Below are 19,850 nucleotides of genomic sequence, written 5' to 3' on the forward strand. Positions count from 1 at the left end.
TAGGTGGTTTATTCCGCCGCCACCGTCTTGCCATCGTGTTCGAGCATTTCGCCCTGTTTGCGTTTGGCGAGGATTTCGCGGGCTTTGGCGTATTGCGGGTCATGCCAGAAGATCAGGCAGCCATTGCAGCCACGGCCGCAGCACCCTTGCGTTCCGACACGCGGGGTGCGGAAGGTGCGGTCTTTCTGGCGTTCATCAAGGGCGTCCTGCAGGGCTTCGCGTTTGGCGTCGTAGCGTTCCGGGTTGCCCTTGCCCATTTCAATTTTGTGCCCTTCCTGATCCAGCTTCATGCGCTGCCATTCATCCGGTGTCAGGGCCTTTTCCTTGCGGATGATGGTCATGGGCGGGAAGGCGGTGCGCAGATATTCCGGGTCTTCCTGTTCGAGCAGGGAAAACGGAATACGAACCATCGGTTTGGCCCCGGCATGAACGGCTTCACCAACTTTGCCGGTATTGGCGTCGATAAATTCATACATGCGGATAAAAATGGTCTGGCGGCCCTTGGGTGGGACAATTTCCAGCACATCACCCGCCAACAGGCGATTTTTGACCGAAACGATAAAGGCGTCGTCTTCCACCCGTTCGATCAGCCCGGCAAATTCCCAGTCGGAAACGTTGCTGGAGCTGTCATAACCATGGGCATAATTGGTCAACCGGCCTTCGTGGAAGGCCAGCGTGTAACCCCGGTTGGGGATGGTAGCCAGTTCCTTCATATAGGGTTCGGGCGACCAGTTTTCGGGGTCGTCATACCAGTCATCAATTGCCATGCGATAGGCACGCGCGACCAGCCCGGCGTAATAGGGGCTTTTGCCGCGGCCTTCGACCTTCAGGCTGTCAACGCCGATTTTAAGGTAATCTTCCAGTTTCGGCATGATGCACAGATCGCGCGAATTGAGGATGTATGATCCGCGCTCGTCTTCCTGAATTTCCATCAGCTCGCCGGGGCGCATTTCTTCTTCGAGGAAGAAATCAAACAGTTCCATATTTTCTTCGGTCAGGTTCAGTTCCTTGACCGTGCCGTCCTTCAGCTTCATATGGACCTTGTATTTCCAGCGGCAACTATTGGCACATGCGCCCTGGTTGGCGCCGCGTTCGGCCATGAAGTTGGACAGCAGGCAGCGACCAGAATAAGTCATGCACATGGAGCCATGCACAAAGGCTTCGATTTTGATGTCCTGGCATTTTTCGCGAATTTCGGTCAGTTCCTCGTAGGAAACCTCACGGCCCAGCACCACCAGTTTTGCGCCGATGCTTTGCCAGAATTTGACGGACTGCCACGAACAGACATTGGCCTGGGTGGAAACATGCAGCGGAATTTCCGGGGCCTGTTCGCGTACAAACATGAAAACGCCGGGATCGGCGACAATCAACCCGTCTGGCTGAACCTTGCGCACGGTTTCAACATATTCCGGCAGTTTGGAAATGTCCTTGTTGTGCGAAAACAGGTTCAGCGTCAGATAAACCCGCACCCCGTGCTGGTGGGCAAATTCAATGCCATCCACCACATCATCCAGCGACATCTGGCTTTTGACCCGCAACGACAGATCGGGCGTGCCCATATAAACGGCATCCGCGCCATACAGCACAGCAATTTTAAGCTTTTCCAAAGAGCCAGCAGGCATCAACAATTCGGAACGGCGCGATTGATCACTCATATCGTCGGTCTTTATTTATGGAATGCGGGGGAATTCTCTCTCGTTCTGGCGCGGTCATATCATACCTTGGCACCAGATTGCGCCCAAAATTACATATTTCGCGCAATTTGCCTAGGCCTGCTGCTGCAGGGCTGTATTGAATCAGCCGCAGGCAGTCCGCCAAATGCCACAGCAAAACACCCGCCAGCGCATTGCAGGGCGGGTGTTTGAATAAGGCATTGTCTGATCAGTTGGGACTGGCGGGCGGAATGGCCGTCGGTTTCGACATCCTAGACCATTGCTGATCTTGGAGGGGTACCTTTGCATTGCGACCAATCATGCTGCCCGCGGGTTAAGCGTTGCCAGCCTGGGTATGGAAATATGCATACAGCTTTTCACCTTCGGGGGAGCCAAGGCCGGTGCAGGCATTCCAACCGGGGCCAGCATGATAATAGCCGTTGTTGCCTTCGATAATATTGGAAAAGCCGACGCCGGTCGCAGCGCATTTATATAGCTCGGAATTTATATTGCCCACAGGTTCCCCCAGCCCTTGATTAAGCCTGGCAACAAGGCCAGCCCAAAGTGGGACAACGGCACTGGTGCCACCCACGAAGCTCCATTTACCGTTACGGTAATATTTGTAGCCGGTTAAAGGATCGGCATTTGCCGAAACATCTGGCACGCCCCGTCCCGGTTGGCCATTCGGGCTTTGTGGCAGGGGCAGGTTTTGCTGATAAGTCGGGACTGCGAACGAACTGCTGATGCCGCCACCAGATGCCCCTCCCCACGAGAAGGCCAGATTGTCCCAAACGACTTCCGAGATGATGCGATTGTTTTTGGTTTCGATCTGTGTGCCGCCGCAGCCGAGAATTTCGGGGATACAGGCCGGGAAATTGGTTGTCGGAGCGCTACCGCCATTATTGGCGCCGTGATCCCCGGACGAGGACAGGACGGTTACATAATGGGCGGCGGCAAGCTTGCAGTATTTTTGCGTCATTTCACGTGCTTTGGCCGGATAGGTTTCTTCTGATCCCCCCCAACTGATCGAAATGATGTCCGGGTTGTTTGTTTTATCGCCAAGAATGGTTTGAAGTGCCAGGGCAAACGAATAGCTGTAATTTGGCACAAAATAGACGAAAAACTCTGCCCCTGGTGCGACTGCCCCGGCAATTTGAATGTCGAGCACGACTTCGCTGTCATTATTGCTGTTTTGGCCGGGATTATTTTCTGCACCGGCAACACCAATGGCGGTAATAGCCGGTGTCTTGAGGTTATATTTGGCAAAGTAAGCGTCAATGTCGGCCTGCGTGTAACCACCGCCCAATTCAACAATCGCGATGCGCTGCCCTGTGCCATCCAGTTTTGGCGGGAAGTCATACATTTCGGCAATGGTCGTGGCATCATATGATGTCGGGTAATCGCCCTGTGCCGTTTGGGTGCCGTTTTGGGCGGTCTGCGTCATTGCCGTCGCAATTTCAGAAATTTGATCATGATTTGGTTGATGGCGAAGATGCGGGGCTGCCAGGGGAATGGTATCCAGCCCGGAAACAAAGTCGATGATGTCAGAAAGTTCTTTGGGAATGTGAATGTCTTCGCCATGACCAAAGCAGGCCACACCATTGACCACGACGGTCGCCAGCGTAATGCCAAAGGAGGCATTGATGGCAGCGACGGAAGCTTCAAAAGAAAGAATGCCTGGAATGCCTGCATTGTTGATGGGCTGTAACCCGGCGGTCGTGGCCCATTGCGTGACCTGCTGGATAGCATCCAGCGAAGGATGCAGGTTTTGTTGCAATGTCGCGCGTGTTTTTCGCCGTCCTTTGTTTTTCAGGTTGGCGAGTTTTGCATCCGTAATGTTTTTCGCGCTACCCGGCGCAAGATGGATGTTGAATTTGACACGTTCGTCACCGGCGCGGGCAAGGGCTTTTGGGCTTTGTTGAAAGACGGGATGCGCTGTACCGGAAAGCCTTATAGAGGTCATGATGGTGTTCCCTGATCCTGATTTTGGCTGAGAAGTAAGATGCTATGCCGCGTTAAAACGAACGTTGAGGTGTGTAAGCCCTCGAAAAGGCAGGCAGTTGGACCATGCTGGCGTGGCTAGGTCATCAAGCGGTTCGATTGAGCGGCAATGCTTAAGTAGCCAGGTTAAAATGCTGGCACCTTCAACCCGGGCCAGTTGATGGCCGATGCAAAAATGGGTGCCGCGTCCAAAGGCAAAATGCGGTTTTTGCGGGCGTTCGATCATGAATGTGTCGGGTTCTGCGAAGTGCGCGGCATCGCGATTGGCCGCAGCAAGCAGAAACATGATGACCTCGCCTGGCATGAAGGCATGATGACGATAGGTCAGGGGGTGTTTCAGGGTGCGAACGGCCAGTCGGATCGGGCTTTCAAAGCGCAGGCATTCTTCAACTGTATTGGGAATGAGAGAGCGATTTTGCCGTAACTTTTCCAACTGATCAGGATGCTGTATCAGCAATAGCAGGCTGTTCCCGATCATGTTGGTCACGGTATCCCGGCCACCAATCAGAAGTAGCATGCATTGCGCTGTCATTTCCTGCCAGGACAGGACCTGGTTTGCTGCAACAATATCGGACAGAACATCGTTGGGGCGTGGACGGGCTTGACGCTCCGATAACAGGATGTGGATGTATTCGGCGAAGGCATGGATGTCGCGTGTGACGTGTTCAAGGCTGCTGGCAGATTGATCAAAGTTATCGATTTGGCTGGTCAGCAATGCGGTCCAGCCCTGAAGTTTGGGCCAATCGGTGCGTGGAATGCCCAGCATCGCACAGGTTACATTTACCGGCAGGTCGCGCCCCAGATCAGCAATGATATCAAAGCGGCGGGCATCAAGGCCGGGTTGCAATGCTTCGTTAATCAAATCGTCGATTTGTGGCCTAAGAGCATTGATTGCAGCGGGTTTAAAGGCCCCGCGAATGTGGGTGGCAATGCGATCATGGTCGGGTGGGTCACGCATGGACATCATTTGCGCCAGATAGTGCGCAATATCTGGTGATTGTGCCAATGGTCTGGTGCCGACAGTTGCCTGGTGATTAACGCTCATGGCGGGATGGCTGATCAATTTGGCTGTGTCATCGTAACTCGAGATCAGCCATGCACCAGACATCGTGCGATGTATGGGTTCTTCGTCTAGAAGGCGACGGTATAAACCGCCTGGGTCCGGGTGATTGACGGGTTGTTCAAGAAACGACTTTGTTGCTTTGGCCAGGGATGGGGACGCTTTTCGTCCTTTTGTGGCTGGCGTCCGGGTTTGGTCCACGGTATTGCCTTTGGAGATATCAGGGGATGTGTCTTCTGGCTGTTTTCCTTTGCGGCCCAGCATGAAATCCCCAACCGGAGATTCAGAAAAGTAATCCAGCGCGTTGGTGTCGAGTTTCAATTCCGAAAGGCCATTGCCCAGCGCGCAGGGTGCCAGCCCCATTGCGGTTGCAACCAGATACATAGACCCCATAAGGACGCCGACATGTTTCAACGTCGTGGCATAGGCCATCGAACGGTATTTCCATGACATGCGTTCAAAGCGCGACGTCATGGTAAATAAAATTTGCGGTTCTGGGGCTCCGGCAGCGGAGATTGACGCCTGCCTTAGCAATTTTTGCCGGTGGGTTTCTGATGTATCAACCCGGATTAATTGATGCGCGGCAGCGTCATAATAATAAATCGCAGCTTCAAGCCCCTGACACAGCCGAACCGTGACATAAAGTTCCAATTCATACATGGCACCGCCATTGGGGTAGGGGCGGTTGCTTTCCTGGTATTTTTGTCCGCGTTCTGGCGAAATATCATAAAGGGCGCGTATTCTGGCCGTGCGAAACAGAAAGGTGCCAAGCTCTTCCAGCGTGATGGGGTTTTCATCGTCATGGTGTCGCCAGGAATGGCGTTGTTCCATCACGGTTTGAAAACCGGGCTCCTGATGGGGGGGCGTTGTTTCGGGGCAGGGAAGATGAACAACCTCGCCCTCGGGCAGGGGTTTTAGGGCGGGCGGTGCCGGGATGATGCCGTCAAAGGGGAAATATGCCCCTAACGGGTCGCTATGGCTTCCGCTGCGGGTGTGGGCGTGAAAGGTAAGATCGTGAAATTCCCATTGCCGCAAGGCAGGATGGGTGTCTTCTTCGGCGATGCCATCTGCATTGATCGGGCATATTGCACGTGCCGCCAACAGATATGCGAAGATGTCGGAAATGATTCTTGGATTGATATTTTTCAGGTGATTGCAGGTGTGTTGAACCGATAAAGGCGACGACAGCGTGTGAAGGATTTGCGCCAGGTCGGGCTGATGGATTGAAATTTTTATCCCCGACAGCGGTGTTTCAAGGATAAAGGCGCCTTCATGCTGGCGACAATGTGCGAAGCGTGAAAGCTGATAACTGCTGTTTGCGTCAAGCCGCGCAGGGGTAAACAGCTCGCCATATCGCATCGGCTGAACTGACAGTCTTTTTTGGCCATCAATTTGCAATGAATATTGAAGCAGGGCGCGCTTGCCGAGCGTTTCGAGCATAAAATACAGAAATGCAACGTCAGTAGCCTGTCCGGTTGCGGCGACTGTTGTGGCAAGCTGATCAAGATTGTATCCGTCGGTATTTGCCAAAGAAGTAATGGCATTAACGACGCTTAAAGGCATGCCTGTGAACGGCACCTGACCGCCCGGATATGCAACCAGAGGATTATCGTTGATATCGGAAACGATTGCTGCGTGGTCAGCCAGCACGATTAACGGAGCTGTGGCTGTATTTCTTGAATGTTGCGTGGTTATGGCGGTCATGGCTGTTTCCTATGCCTGGCAAGTTTTACAAAAAGCACGGGATCGGATTCAGCTCGTGTTCGGCGAGTTCGCGTTCCTGCCAACCTAGCGTGACCGGAACGGTAAACAGGCGGCCTGGGGCATAGCGGGCCCAGAAATGGCGTAATCCCGGGACAATCACCTTTACAACCGGCAGGTCAATATCCGGCCGGGTTTGGTCTAAAAACAGCAATTCCATGCCGCGATCTTCGATCAGTTCCTGAAAGGCCAGTACGTCCTCCAGCAGGTCGTCATGTTCGCGGATCGGGAAATCCTGGAGCCGGCGCAGGGGGCTATTGGGTAAGGGGGCCAGATAAGGCTGATTTTCAAGGGTGGCCGTTTTCCACCAATGATGATTTTCATCTTCCGGGAAGCGATAGGTCCCGCTGCCATCTGCCTTCATATCGACAACGGCGTGCAGGAACTGGTTCATCTCGGTCAGAGCACGGCGCAGTGCCAAGCGTGGATCATAGTGCGAGCCAAAGGCACACAAGATGTCTTCGCAAGGTTTATCAATGCGGCGCGATACAGCGACAAAAGTGGGAATGCCCAGGTCGTTGGTAATGTCGAGAACCCATAGGGGGCGGTTTAGTTCCTTGTATTTTTGGCGCAATTTGTTGACGTAATCATCCTGGAAACTATCGAGATCCAGGGCTGGGCGTTGGAAGCGGTTATACCACCACATTGCCACCGCATCGCGTTCGACCAGTTCCATCGCGCCCTGCAAAATGGCATCTTCCAGGCAGGTGCCGGCTGCATTGCCATTTGAATCCGCCCAATACTGAAAGTCATTTCCAAGCGGGTAATTGTAATACAGATACCCGGTTGGCAAATATTTGTAGCGATTTTCGGTGATCGACCAAACCGGGCTCCATTCTATACTGGCATTTTCGTCAAAGCGTTGCGGAACAACGGCAAATTTTAAATCCCGGCTGTTCCAAGCATCCCGGTCTTCATATTGCTGGTCGCTATAAAGCATGCAGTCATTGGGATGAATGGCGCGAGATCCCAATTCTGCGTAGCTTGCCGTGATCCGGTTTTCATTGCCAAAATACAGGCCGGAATAGCGTTCCAGGGCTTCGGCAAGGGCGCTGGCCTTGGCCTGGGTATCGGTTGTGCCTTTGCCCGCCGAGCGTGTTCGTAAACCACGCCGCAAAAAAGTAAGATTGATGGTGCGTACGGCAAAATTGTGCCCTGCGCCATAGGCGGGCAATATTTCGTGTAGCCCTTCGTCCATTTTTTCAAGTTCGCGAACGGCACCGATATAGGGGCTGATGTGATGGGAAAAATCATTGAGAAGCTGTTGCGGGGATTTGGCACGATGACCACCGTCCACGGTGTAGGTTTTAGCCCGATGGCTAAGGGTGGGGGCGGCTGGCATTTCGCCGACATCGCCATCGCCACAACCACAAACAGGGCATTGTGGACGGGGAACCAGGGTGTGGTGACTTGCATGCAGGTTCAGCATGTTCAGGGTGAACATTTTGCCCGAATTGCTGTTTTCGATGCCGCCCGCGATCCATTTTGCGGTTTGCAGTGCCGCGAGTTGAATGCCGATTTCAACACTGGCGCCATTAAAGGCCCGACTGATCGGAAACGGATTTTTCTGGTCGAAACTGTTTTGTAAATACGTGTCAACTTCGCGGTTCAGGCGCAGCCTTTGCGCCAGGCAGGCCCAACATCCACCCTCGGACGGTTTGAAAACCGGGCCGACCCAACTGATGACGCCATGTGGTTTGACCGCGATCCACGGTTTGCCAGCGGCCAGGGCCTGTTTGTTGAAGGCTTCCATCCCGGAATGCAGGTAATCGTCTGTAATGACGACCCCCATATCCCAGTTATCTTCCTGGGTAACGGCAATGTTAAAGGTTGCCAATGCCGAAATGAACGGGGCCGCTTGTGCCTGCCCCAGCGTAACAACCCGAACTTTGGTTGCGGCCAGCTTTTGCCGTGCTGTTTCGGGTTCAAGGGTTAATGCCTGCCAAAAATTACGGTCGGCCGAATTTCCGGCTGTGCTGGCATCATCAATATACTGTTTTTCGTGCAGCATATCGACGACATAGAGCACCTCGGCAAAGCTGCATTGGTCTTGTACAGTTTCGGCAATGTCATCAATTGTGCGCGTGCCATCCATCAAGGGGATCAGCGCACAATTTCGTTCACCTTTAAGGATGATGCTGCCGGTTTCAGACAGCAGATAAACGCCTTCGGGCGGAAGAACCTGGACATGAAAATAAGGTTTTATGCGCGGCTTTTTTACGTCAGGCATCTTACACCCTGTGCGTTGAACATGAAGGAAAAGGGATTTCAGGCAGTGCGCGCCATTTGGTGATCAGGCAATGCGGATACATGCTGAATGGCAGGTGCAATTTGGCACTTTCGAGAAGGTGCCAAATTGCGAAGGTCATGTGATTTTGCGCTGAGTAATAATGCGCTTAGTGAGCAGAGGCAGCCGTACCGGCACTGCAACTCGGGCAGGACGCAGAACCGGCAGAACCTGCACAGCTGCCATCATTGGCATTTGCCTGGTTCAGCTGTTCGTCGCTGAGATCTGCTGGGCGCGGGGGCAGCGGCAACTTGTCGACAGGAACATCGGCCGGAACATGAATGCCAAAATCGGCCAGCGCGCCGCGCGGGTCGGTTTCCGCCTTTTTCTTGAAAACCGGGTCTGCCCAGGTTTTTACAATCAAGCGGCCCAGTCGGTGCGGGTAGTCTTTGGTCTGTTCGTGTTTTGCTTTAAGGTCCATCGCCATTTTATGCTCTCCTGTGTAATGTTATGGGTTTCCTCAATGGCGCAGTACAGGGTCATTCCGGGAATAGCGATTGCGTGATGCAGGTGCTGTTTCCGATGATGTGCACGACGTCATCAAGCCGGGTGCAGGCACGCCTAAATCAACTTTAAATTGTAATTTTAGGTGTGGCTGAATTTCAAAATGCCTGTGCGCATACGCAGCGTGTAGGTGATGCGCTCAAGGCATTGCCAGGGCCATGTGTTGATCGGGAAAAAGGAAATAAAACTTTGATGTAAAGTATCTTTGGGTTCCTTTTTCCCCCGGTTAGGCGATCCCTTTGAAGAATTGCCCCATGTTCTGGGTGGCAATATGCTGCATTTTTTGTGTAGCGTTCTCCGCCTTGGGGATATGATTTTGAACTGTTCTTATTAAGACGGGAACGCGGTGGGGTTGTGATCTGAAATTTTAGGTCAGATCACATTCGGCGAGTTCGATGAAGGTCAGCGCGATGGCGGGAAGACCCCAATGGAGCGACAGGTTGTGCCTGTCTGCGGCAAATCTGTCCTGGAACCAGCTATAGGACTGTTTTTTTCGTTGCAGTAATGTCCAAGCGGCAGTGCGGGCTTGGTTTAAATACAGTTCCTGTCGGCACTGCTTGAACAGTGCCAGTGCCAGACGGCAGCACACCAAAAGATCAAGGCAGGAAATGCTGTCATCAAAAAACTTGGATTTAGCCTGCGCGGATTGAATAACGAGCGGGCGGAGCTGCCTGCTCTCAAGCAACCCGGCAAGGGACATGTCTGAAAGGTGTCCAGCAATGATCTTTGGCGCAAAAAAATCATTCAACTTATTAAGGGCGGGAGTGAAGTTTGGTGCAGTTTTTTTGTGCGTTTGCGAAAGCCGTTCCAGGGCAACCACTGTGAGAACCAGAGGAGAGGGCACAGTTTTTATCTGTGCGTCCACAATATCGAACCCTGGGTCGTTTGGATCGCAATGCATGACTGCTGATAGCAATTTGCCACTGATTGTTTCGATATTTCCGACATAATTTGGGTCAGAGGATACATGGCTGAGGGCATCGAGCAGACCCGATAAATTACCGATGTCAATGAGGGCGCTATGCGTATCAGCATCGCATTGTGACGGGGCCGTTATGGGCAGGCTTGCCAATAATTGATTGTAATGCTGCGCGAGGTCTGAATTACCAAGATGATGTGCGCAAAATAACCCGGCGAGAATTTCACCCTGAACGCCAAAAAACCTTCCCAATGGTGAATGACGATGGATGATTTGCGGTGTGTTTTCCGTCGCGACAGGGTCTGCTTGGTTTGAAAAAGGTTGGATAATGTCAAGCGAGAGATCGCGATAAAGTGGATTGCGCGTTTTTGAATGCAAAGCTGCGAAAAACTGTGCCAACCCCAATGTGCCTGACAGCATGTTGCGGCGTAGTTCCTGCAATATTTGCACCTGATTGACAGGATCATATCCAAGGCCAAACCAGCACGGATGCCCATTTTCATCTGCTACGGCATTGTTCATAATATCCTGCCCGATCAGATCGGCCGTTTCGAGCCAGTCCACGGATTTTGGACATGATGAAGTTGGTGCAAACACAGTGGGTGGCGCTGGGGCTGCACCGGTTTCGAGGCAAGAAAGTAGTATGTCGCAATGATGATCAAGGTCAAACTGGGTGATGTGGGCAAGGCGGGTCTTTAAGCGGTCCTGGGCTGTGCCGTCGAAATATCGGCCTAATAGTGACAGATCGGATGACAGGATTTGATCCTGTTCGGGAAGTGATTGAAACAGGGGAATGTCAAGACGACAAAGAGCAGTGATTTCCGCGTGAATAACCTTTGTTCGGGCATTCAGTGCTTTATCGGGGGATAATTCGCGATACAGGCGCGCAATGGCAATATCGCGTGTGATGCCATCATCAAGTACCCGCGGTGAAAGCATCATTTGTATCAGGTGGTAGCAACTCCAGGTGTCGCGCACGATGTGTCGCACTGGTGCTTTTAAATCAGCCAGTACTTTGCCTTCACGTTCTAATAAAGTCGGTGCCATTTTGATCAGGACATCCTGCATCGACCGGTATCCGGCCAGAACAGCTTGCCAGTTTTCACTGACGTTGGCGGGCTTGCCATTCAAAACGGGTGCAAAAGCAGGCGGCCGCCATTCGACCAGGCTGTCGGGTTCTGATTGTGTGAATAACGGGTCCAACGCCGGGCTGCCCTGCGCGCGAAATGGCGTTCGTAAACGACGGGCGGGTGTCAGGGAGCCCATATCCTCGGCAGGTGTGCCCGGTTTTAAATAAACATGGCTGGCAACAGCAGCAGTTGGCACGATTGATTCATCAAACAGGGCCTTCAGTGCGCTGCTGTTGCCGACCCAACCCTTGGGTGTGATTTCGCGTCCTTGCAGCAGGGTTTCCAGATCGATGAAATGTGGAAACGCCCCTTGCGCCACGAGATTATCAAGCCAGAAGTCGCGTCCCTCGCACAGTTGCAGAAGACGAACATACATGCCCATGCGGATGAAATAATGCTCAACTTCCAGGGAAGTATTGCATTCTTTGGCTTCGATGAATTCGTCCCAGCCATATTTGCCCCGGCAAAGAATGGTGCGTGTGGGCAATTTCAGTGCAGGTGTTGCCGTATTAAGACAATGGATTAAATCCATGAAGGCTTTTGAACCGCGAAGGTCCTTGGTTTTGTATACGACTTTACGGCCGTTATTAAATTGCAGGATGGCAACTGATCGTCCCTTATCGTGCGGGTCTCCTGCATCACCCGAAAATTCGCAAAGCTCTGTGATTTCTGCGCCGTCAAACAGCTGATTGGCCAGAATCTGCCTGTCCTCATTCAGGCGGTCAAGCAGTTCAGAAACAGATTGTCGCCAGTGGGCGCAAGTAATGCCGAGCACATATGCAAGTCCTGGCAACCTATCAAACCGTTCAATCCAGCCCCGCGCGCTAATATCTGGCACCTTCGCCAAGTATTGCCCGGCAGCACCGGTTAACTGGTTCTGAAGTGCAGCAATGTTCAATTCATATTGGATCGACTGCCCCAGCACATTTAACAAACGGTTTGCAAACATGTCACTGAAGCCATTACGCGCCGTTTCGGTAATGACGATGTTCGATTTAACGGTTGTTTTTCCCAGAATTGCATGGCCAACGCGGCGCAGATATGTGTGGATATGTTTGAAAATCGCGAAATTTTCGTCATTGCCATGCGTGCCGGATAATGGATGTGCCGGGATCGAAGAGAGATTGCGGCAAATGGCAATGAAATCGACCAGCGCATTTATCCAGTCGGGATAATCTGCATTATCGAGACAGCGGACATTTTTGAAACCGGCTCGCAGTTCGTCTTTGCTGATGCCAAGGGCGGCTAAAATTGTATCGGCTTGTGCTTCGTCCCCATCTGTGGCCGCTTCAAGCCATAATTGGTATCGCTGGTCGATCAGGGCTGGATCGCCTGTGTCAATGGCTTCCAGATAGGAGGAATTCGCCCGCTCATTGGGGGGCGCGGCGCGGGCGATGATGGATTTTAGGCATTCCCAGTCACGATTTGGCGCATCATTGTTCATTTTTTGGTCCATGCGAACATGCCTGTTGGATGGCAAGTCGGAGGACCTGACAGCCAATTGCGGGCACTTATGTACGGCGATGTTTTAACCCCGGAAGAAACAGATTTTTCTAATTGCGAGGTTGCGCAGTTTGATGGGGCTGCATTCGAGGACGTACAAAGAGTGTCTTTTGTGATGCAAAGTCTGTGGGGGAGGGACGCAAGGCTGGTGAACGGGGCTGGTATGTTTGGCGAGCTTGTGGGGCGACGGCGTTGCATCGCCCCACAAATGTCGAGGTTATTTAACCTTCCTGATCTCGCCGCGGTCGATTTTTTGCCAGTACTGGGTGGCTTCGCGTTTGACGATTGGCATCAGGAAATAAAGGCCGATCACGTTGGGCAGGGCCATGGCAAAGATCATGGCATCGGAAAAGTCGATGACGGGATCCAAATTCATGCTTGCGCCAATGACCACGCAAATGCAGAAAAATGCCTTGAATGCCGTTTCCTTGCCTTTGCCTTCGCCAAACAGATAGGTCCAGGCTTTCAGCCCGTAATAGGACCAGGACAGCATGGTTGAAAAGGCAAACAGAACAACAGCCAGTGCCAAAATTAGCGGGAACCACGTAAAGGCAGTTGCATAGGCCGCCGATGTCAGCTCGACCCCGGTAAGGTCGGTTTGCAACTGGCCGGAAATGGTGATGACAATTGCCGTCATGGTGCAGATGACAACCGTATCAATGAAGGGTTCCAGCAGGGCGACATACCCCTCGGTGATGGGTTCCTTGGTGCGGACGGCGGAATGCGCAATGGCGGCAGAGCCAATACCGGCTTCGTTGGAAAAAGCCGCGCGCTTAAAGCCCTGGATCAGCGCGCCAACCATACCACCGGCAATACCTGCGCCGGTAAAGGCGCCATCAAAAATGCGGTAAAAGGCATCGCCGACATGTTCGATATTCATGCCGATAATCACCAACCCCGAAAGCACATAAATCACCGCCATGAAAGGCACGATTTTTTCCGTTACCTTGGCGATGGATTTGATGCCGCCAATAATGACCATTGCCACAATGGCCGCCATCACCAGGCCAAATAGCCAGCCGCTATCGGCGATAAAGCTTTGTTCGCCACCGGTAACATTAACGATTTGCTGGAAGGCCTGATTGGCCTGAAACATGTTGCCGCCGCCAACTGCCCCGCCAATGCAGCAAATGGAAAACAGAACGGCAAGGACGCGGCCCAGACCCGGTTTACCCTGTTCGGCAAGGCCCTTGGTCAAATAATACATCGGCCCGCCCGATACCCGGCCATCGGCATATTCGTTGCGATATTTAACGCCGAGCGTGCATTCGGTGAACTTGGATGCCATGCCCAACAGCCCGGCCAATATCATCCAGAAAGTTGCACCAGGCCCACCAATCGAGATCGCAACGGCCACCCCGGCAATATTGCCCAGCCCGACCGTGCCTGAAAGAGCGGTTGCCAGTGCCTGAAAATGCGAAACTTCGCCCGCATCATTTGGGTCGGAATAATCGCCCTTCACCAGTGATATGGCGTGCCCAAACATGCGAAACTGCACAAAGCCGAAATAAAGCGTGAAAATGGTAGCCGCGATCACCAGCCAGCCGACGATAAGGGGAAATTCGATATCGCCAAATTGCACGCTGTAAAAAATAGTACCGGCGATCACATCGGAAATCGGGGCGATGGTTTCGTTAATGGCCTGGTCCATGCCGCTTTCCTGGGCCTGTGCCATTGGCGAAAGGGATAAAATGGTGACACCGGCCGTTGCGGCAGGAATCCATTTTAGCGAAAACATGAGGTGCTCCTGATCTTGCTTTTTTGTTTGCCCGTATTTTTGGCGGCATTGCCGCATTTCGGTGCCGTTCAGTGCCGGTTGCTATGCATCATGGAACAACGGTGACGGGCAGGGGCGCAGCCTGAACCAGTGTCAGGGCCAGGCTGCCAAGAAGCCGTGCGCCAAGGGCCGATCCACCCTTGCGGCCAATGATGATCTGGGTTGCCTGTTTTTCACGGGCGATTTTGCACATCAGTTCGCCCGAATGCCCGTAGCGGACTTCGTATGTCACGCTGATGTTGCGATTGCGCAGAATTTCCAGCGCGGGGTTCAGGGTGGTTTCCGCCCGGCCAAGTTCCTCGGTGCGGCGCTGGTGGCGTTCTTCAAGTTCCTGCGCGGAAAGGAAGCTGTAAGGCGACCATTCAAGGATATAGGCGATGTGAATGGGGCATCCTTCGGCTTCGGCGCGTGCGCCGGCAAATTCAACCGCGCGGTGCGCGGCGTCGGTGCCGTCAAACCCGACTAATATGGGGTGATCGGACATGTCTGTTGCTCCATGGATTGGGAAATGTGCAGCGTTCCGTCTGAGAGAGGAAAGGCAGGATCTGTCCGTGCCGGGAAGGTGTCGTGGGATGTGCGACCAAACCGGTCAGGCCATAGATGCCACCCTTGCGCCCGGCGGTTTTTAACGGCGGGGGCGAGGGCAGGCGGATGCCATATATTGATTTGCCGATTGCAGTCATTTGCGTCTCCCTGACCGGCGGGCATATGCCTTGCGCTGAATATCCGGGCGGTTTTGCACCCTGGTGTCGTTCTGATTCTTTCAAACAGGCAAAACCGTGGATTGCGCAGATGAACGCCTTTGGTTGTAATTTGTTCCGATAAAACTATCAGGGATTTAGTCTGAAATTAGACCGAAACACGAAATAACTGCGCAAATCCAATTAAAACAGCGGGCTTTTCACCGATTTAACCGGTCTGAAAATGGGTTTAAAATTAATCTTGACCAAATGATCAGGATTGGTCATCCTATAGGGGTCAGAGAGAGGCTCCTGACCGTGTATGCAAAGTTAAAAGACAAAAACACGGCAGGATAAAAGGGATCGACAGCCCTGATCGCAAAAATGCGACGGGATTGTTGTAAAACGCCAGGAATACACATTGCCGGATATGTCAGGGGTGGCAGGGTAAACCATGCCATCAAGGCCCGTGATGTATCTGCGCGTTGTATTTCTGGTTTCATGTCTCTCGCTGGCGCAGGAGAGGACGCCTTTACGGCAGGGAGACATGAAATGACGACCCAGCAGGCAAAGCCCGCTTTGCAAACCGGCCAGATGTCGGCCGTTGCCATCGCCGACAATTTTTCCGATCTGCACCCGCCTTTTTCCACCTTGCAGGCCATGGCCGAAAGCAACCGGTGCCTTTATTGTTATGATGCGCCCTGTGTCACGGCGTGCCCGACATCGATTGATATTCCAAGTTTTATTCGCAAAATCAGCACCGGTAACCCGGACGGGGCGGCAAAAACCATTTTGTCGGCCAATATCATGGGCGGTACCTGTGCCCGCGCCTGTCCGACCGAGGTTCTGTGTGAGCAGGCCTGTGTGCGCAATGTTGCCGAAGACGAAGCCGTCGAAATTGGCAGCCTGCAGCGCTATGCCGTTGACCATTTAATGGCGCGCAACCTGTCGCATCCGTTTAAACGCGCAGAAGCCACGGGCAAAAAAATTGCCGTTATTGGTGCCGGTCCTGCCGGGCTTAGCTGTGCGCACCGTGCAGCCATGCTGGGCCATGATGTGACGGTGTTTGAAGCGAAACCAAAACCGGGCGGCCTTAATGAATATGGCCTTGCGGCCTATAAAATGACCAATGATTTCGCCCAGCGCGAAGTTGAATTCCTGCTTGGTATCGGCGGGATTACCATTGAATATGGCAAGGCGCTGGGCCGCGATATTTCACTTGCCGATGTCAAAGCATCCTTTGATGCCGTTTTTGTTGGTGTGGGCCTTGGCGCAACCAATAATCTGGGCCTTGCCGGTGAAGCCGCCAGCGGCGTTGATGATGCGATTGATTTTATCGAAAATCTGCGCCAGGCCAGCGATAAATCCACCATGCCGGTGGGCAATGCGGTTGTGGTGATTGGCGGGGGCAATACCGCGATTGATGCCGCCGTGCAGGCAAAACGCCTGGGGGCTGACGAAGTAACCCTGGTTTACCGTCGGGGGCCGGAAAATATGTCCGCCACCGAATTCGAACAGGAACTGGCCAAAATCAACGGCGTGATCGTGCGTTATTGGGCCAAACCGGTCGAGATCAAGGCCAATGGCCGCCTGATGGGCATGGTGTTTGAAAAAACCGCGCTGGATGCCAGTGGCAAGCTGGTGGGGACTGGCGAGACCTTCGAGGTCAAAACCGATCAGGTTCTTAAGGCGATTGGTCAGAAAATTAAAACCGATGATCTTGCCGGGATGGAAATTTCCGGGGGCAAGATTGTGGTGGATGAAAATTACCAGACGACGGCGGCAGGCATTTTTGCCGGTGGGGACTGCATCAAAAGCGGCGAGGATTTGACCGTGCAATCGGTCGAGGATGGCAAATGTGCCGCCATCGCCATTGATGCCTTTTTGAAAAACGCCTGAGCCCGCGCCCGCCAAGGAGAGAGAACATGGCTGATTTAAGCTGCAAAATTGCCGGTATTGATAGCCTTAACCCGTTCTGGCTGGCATCCGCACCGCCAACGGACAAAAAATACAATGTCGTGCGCGCCTTCCAGGCCGGTTGGGGTGGCGTTGTGTGGAAAACGCTGGGTATTGACCCGCCCGTGGTCAATGTGTCGTCGCGCTATGGCGCGCATCATGACCAGAACCGCCGCCTTTTGGGCATCAACAATATCGAACTGATTTCCGACCGACCATTGGCACTCAACCTTCAGGAAATTCGCGAATGCCGGGCGGAATGGCCCGATCACGTGATTATCGGTTCCATGATGGCGCCAATTGAAGAACGCGCCTGGAAGGACCTGGCCCAGCAGATTGCCGAAAGCGGCGTTCACGGCCTGGAACTGAATTTGGGTTGCCCGCATGGTATGTGCGAACGTGGTATGGGTTCTGCCATTGGGCAGGTGCCCGAAATGGTGGAGCAGGTGACACGCTGGGTCAAGGAAGCGGTCGATATTCCCGTTTTCACCAAACTGACGCCCAATATCACCAATATCCTGTGGTCGGCTGAAGCAGCGTTAAAGGGCGGGGCGGATGCCGTTTCGCTGATTAACACTGTTAACTCTATCATCTCGGTCGATCTTGATCAGATGGTGCCCGAGCCGATGGTTGATGGCAAAGGAACCCATGGCGGGTACTGCGGATCGGCGGTGAAGCCGATTGCACTGAATATGGTGGCGGAAATTGCCCGCACGCCAGAAACCCAGGCACTGGAAATTTCGGGCATTGGCGGCATTACTACCTGGAAAGACGCCGCCGAATTTATGGCGCTCGGCGCCAATGCGGTGCAGGTGTGTACGGCGGCAATGATTTATGGTTTCCGCGTTGTCGACGATTTGATTGACGGCATGTCGCAATGGATGGATGACCAGGGTTACACCAGTGTCGAGCAGTTTACCCGCAAGGCCGTGCCGCAGGTGGCGAACTGGAACGAACTGAATATGAATTTCGATACCAAGGCCGTGATTGACCCGGACAAATGTATCGAATGTGGTCGCTGCCATATCGCCTGTGAAGATACATCCCACCAGGCGATTGCCATGAATGCCAAGCCCGAAGGCGGGCGCGAATTTGTCGTGATTGACGAGGAATGTGTGGGTTGTAACCTGTGTTACCACATCTGTCCGGTGCCCGATTGTATCACGATGGAGCCTGTCAAAACCGACAAGCCCTATATGACCTGGCCGCAGCATCCGCTCAACCCCATGCGTGACGCCGCCGAATAGGCGCAGCAACCCTGCAAATTGTGCATTCATTTGCATTTATATGCCCCACATATGAAAGGACTTTGATTTATGACTGCTGCGTCAACCGCCCGTAACCTCAATATCAATGGCGACCGCCTTTGGGATAGCCTGATGGAAATGGCGAAAATCGGCAAAACCGCCAAGGATGGGGTCTGCCGCCTGGCCCTGACCGATCTGGACCGCGAAAGCCGTGATTTGTTCATCAAATGGTGCAAGGACGAGGGCTGTTCGATCCGGATTGACAAGATGGGTAATATCTTTGCCCGTCGCGAAGGCAAAAACCCCGACTTGCCGCCGATTGTCGCCGGCAGCCACCTTGATAGCCAGCCGACCGGTGGCAAATATGATGGTGTTTATGGGGTGTTAAGCGGGCTTGAAGTGATCCGCACCCTGAATGATGCCAAATACGAAACCGAAGCCCCGGTGGAAGTTGTGTGCTGGACCAATGAGGAAGGATCGCGCTTTGCCCCGGCAATGGTGTCTTCGGGTGTGTTTGCCAAGGTGTTTGACCTGGGATACGGCCATTCCCGCGCGGATATCGATGGCAAAACCATGGGCGAAGAGCTGAAGCGCATCGGCTATATGGGTGATGACGAGGCCACGATTGATGCCCATCCGATGGGGGCCTATTTTGAAGCCCATATCGAACAGGGGCCGATCCTTGAAGATGAAGGCATGGATATTGGCATTGTCACCGATGCGCAAGGCCAGCGCTGGTACGAAATCACCCTGACAGGGGTAGAAGCCCATGCCGGACCAACCCCGATGACGTCACGCAAAGATGCGCTTCTGGGTGCGGCGCGTATCATTGAACTGGTAAATAAAATTGGCCTGGATCGTGGGCCGCTGGCCTGTGCGACGGTGGGCATGATGCAAATCCATCCCAATTCGCGCAATGTCATCCCCGGTCGTGTGTTCCTGACCGTCGATTTCCGCCACCCTGATGATGCCGTTCTGGCCGATATGGATGCCGTCCTTCGCAAAGGGGTGGAAGACATTAAATCCGGCATCGGTCTTGAATGCGAATTTGAACAGATTTTCTATTACGCACCTGTGCCGTTTGACCCGTCCTGTGTGGATGCGGTGCGTAAGGGTGCGGAACGCGGTGGTTATAAGGCACGCGAAATTGTTTCGGGTGCGGGGCATGATGCCTGCTACCTTGCCCAGGTCACGCCTACCGCGATGATCTTTATCCCCTGTGTGGATGGCATTTCTCATAACGAGATCGAGGAAGTCCATAAGCACTGGTCAGATGCGGGCGGGCAGGTGCTGCTTGATGCCGTTCTGGCGAAGGCGGATGAAAAACCGGGTGAGCAGGCCGCTTAATTCGCACCACAGGTTCGCAATTTTAT

General features: G+C 53.3%; 11 protein-coding genes. 3 read left to right on the top strand and 8 right to left on the bottom strand.

Annotated features, from left to right (window positions below; all coding sequences use genetic code 11):
- Positions 1–8: 8 nt before the first annotated feature.
- The 8 genes from CSC3H3_RS22285 to CSC3H3_RS22320 form a co-directional block, all read right to left on the bottom strand.
- Positions 9–1,655, bottom strand: a complete 1,647-nt coding sequence (locus tag CSC3H3_RS22285) for a peptidase U32 family protein (RefSeq protein WP_101286583.1) — start codon at positions 1,653–1,655, stop codon at positions 9–11.
- A 331-nt stretch (positions 1,656–1,986) separates the two neighbouring features.
- A complete protein-coding gene (locus tag CSC3H3_RS22290) occupies positions 1,987–3,615 on the bottom strand; it encodes a S53 family peptidase (RefSeq protein WP_101286584.1) in 1,629 nt (542 codons plus the stop codon).
- A 42-nt stretch (positions 3,616–3,657) separates the two neighbouring features.
- Complete coding sequence (locus tag CSC3H3_RS22295) at positions 3,658–6,417, bottom strand: cytochrome P450 (protein ID WP_101286585.1); 2,760 nt, start codon at positions 6,415–6,417, stop codon at positions 3,658–3,660.
- A gap of 25 nt (positions 6,418–6,442) precedes the next feature.
- Entirely contained in the window at positions 6,443–8,704 is a 2,262-nt protein-coding gene (locus CSC3H3_RS22300; RefSeq protein ID WP_101286586.1) for a TOMM precursor leader peptide-binding protein, read from the bottom strand.
- A gap of 166 nt (positions 8,705–8,870) precedes the next feature.
- Positions 8,871–9,188 carry a thiocillin family RiPP gene (locus CSC3H3_RS22305; protein WP_217351177.1) on the bottom strand — a complete coding sequence of 106 codons (318 nt, stop codon included), beginning with the start codon at positions 9,186–9,188 and terminating at the stop codon, positions 8,871–8,873.
- Positions 9,189–9,632: 444 nt separating this feature from the next.
- Positions 9,633–12,770, bottom strand: coding sequence for a type 2 lanthipeptide synthetase LanM (gene lanM, locus CSC3H3_RS22310; protein ID WP_101286587.1), 3,138 nt, complete (start codon positions 12,768–12,770; stop codon positions 9,633–9,635).
- Between the two features lie 264 nt (positions 12,771–13,034).
- Complete coding sequence (locus CSC3H3_RS22315; RefSeq protein ID WP_101286588.1) at positions 13,035–14,555, bottom strand: alanine/glycine:cation symporter family protein; 1,521 nt, start codon at positions 14,553–14,555, stop codon at positions 13,035–13,037.
- An 88-nt stretch (positions 14,556–14,643) separates the two neighbouring features.
- Positions 14,644–15,078: a universal stress protein gene (locus CSC3H3_RS22320; protein ID WP_101268577.1), complete on the bottom strand. Its 435-nt coding sequence runs from the start codon at positions 15,076–15,078 to the stop codon at positions 14,644–14,646.
- 748 nt (positions 15,079–15,826) lie between these two features.
- On the opposite strand from CSC3H3_RS22320, the gene CSC3H3_RS22330 reads away from it, so the two are divergent.
- From CSC3H3_RS22330 to CSC3H3_RS22340, 3 genes are all read left to right on the top strand, one after another.
- Entirely contained in the window at positions 15,827–17,173 is a 1,347-nt protein-coding gene (locus tag CSC3H3_RS22330) for an NAD(P)-dependent oxidoreductase (protein WP_101286590.1), read from the top strand.
- Between the two features lie 26 nt (positions 17,174–17,199).
- Entirely contained in the window at positions 17,200–18,477 is a 1,278-nt protein-coding gene (gene preA, locus CSC3H3_RS22335) for an NAD-dependent dihydropyrimidine dehydrogenase subunit PreA (protein ID WP_101286591.1), read from the top strand.
- Positions 18,478–18,546: 69 nt separating this feature from the next.
- Complete coding sequence (locus tag CSC3H3_RS22340) at positions 18,547–19,824, top strand: Zn-dependent hydrolase (protein ID WP_101286592.1); 1,278 nt, start codon at positions 18,547–18,549, stop codon at positions 19,822–19,824.
- Positions 19,825–19,850 lie beyond the last annotated feature (26 nt).

The sequence above is a fragment of the Thalassospira marina genome (assembly GCF_002844375.1).
In the GTDB taxonomy this organism is placed as follows: domain Bacteria; phylum Pseudomonadota; class Alphaproteobacteria; order Rhodospirillales; family Thalassospiraceae; genus Thalassospira; species Thalassospira marina.

Coding starts and splice junctions, on each gene's coding strand:
- CSC3H3_RS22285 (WP_101286583.1), bottom strand. CDS start 1,655: ATGAGTGATCAATCGCGCCGTTCCGAATTGTTGATGCCTGCTGGCTCT.
- CSC3H3_RS22290 (WP_101286584.1), bottom strand. CDS start 3,615: ATGACCTCTATAAGGCTTTCCGGTACAGCGCATCCCGTCTTTCAACAA.
- CSC3H3_RS22295 (WP_101286585.1), bottom strand. CDS start 6,417: ATGACCGCCATAACCACGCAACATTCAAGAAATACAGCCACAGCTCCG.
- CSC3H3_RS22300 (WP_101286586.1), bottom strand. CDS start 8,704: ATGCCTGACGTAAAAAAGCCGCGCATAAAACCTTATTTTCATGTCCAG.
- CSC3H3_RS22305 (WP_217351177.1), bottom strand. CDS start 9,188: ATGGCGATGGACCTTAAAGCAAAACACGAACAGACCAAAGACTACCCG.
- lanM (WP_101286587.1), bottom strand. CDS start 12,770: ATGGACCAAAAAATGAACAATGATGCGCCAAATCGTGACTGGGAATGC.
- CSC3H3_RS22315 (WP_101286588.1), bottom strand. CDS start 14,555: ATGTTTTCGCTAAAATGGATTCCTGCCGCAACGGCCGGTGTCACCATT.
- CSC3H3_RS22320 (WP_101268577.1), bottom strand. CDS start 15,078: ATGTCCGATCACCCCATATTAGTCGGGTTTGACGGCACCGACGCCGCG.
- CSC3H3_RS22330 (WP_101286590.1), top strand. CDS start 15,827: ATGACGACCCAGCAGGCAAAGCCCGCTTTGCAAACCGGCCAGATGTCG.
- preA (WP_101286591.1), top strand. CDS start 17,200: ATGGCTGATTTAAGCTGCAAAATTGCCGGTATTGATAGCCTTAACCCG.
- CSC3H3_RS22340 (WP_101286592.1), top strand. CDS start 18,547: ATGACTGCTGCGTCAACCGCCCGTAACCTCAATATCAATGGCGACCGC.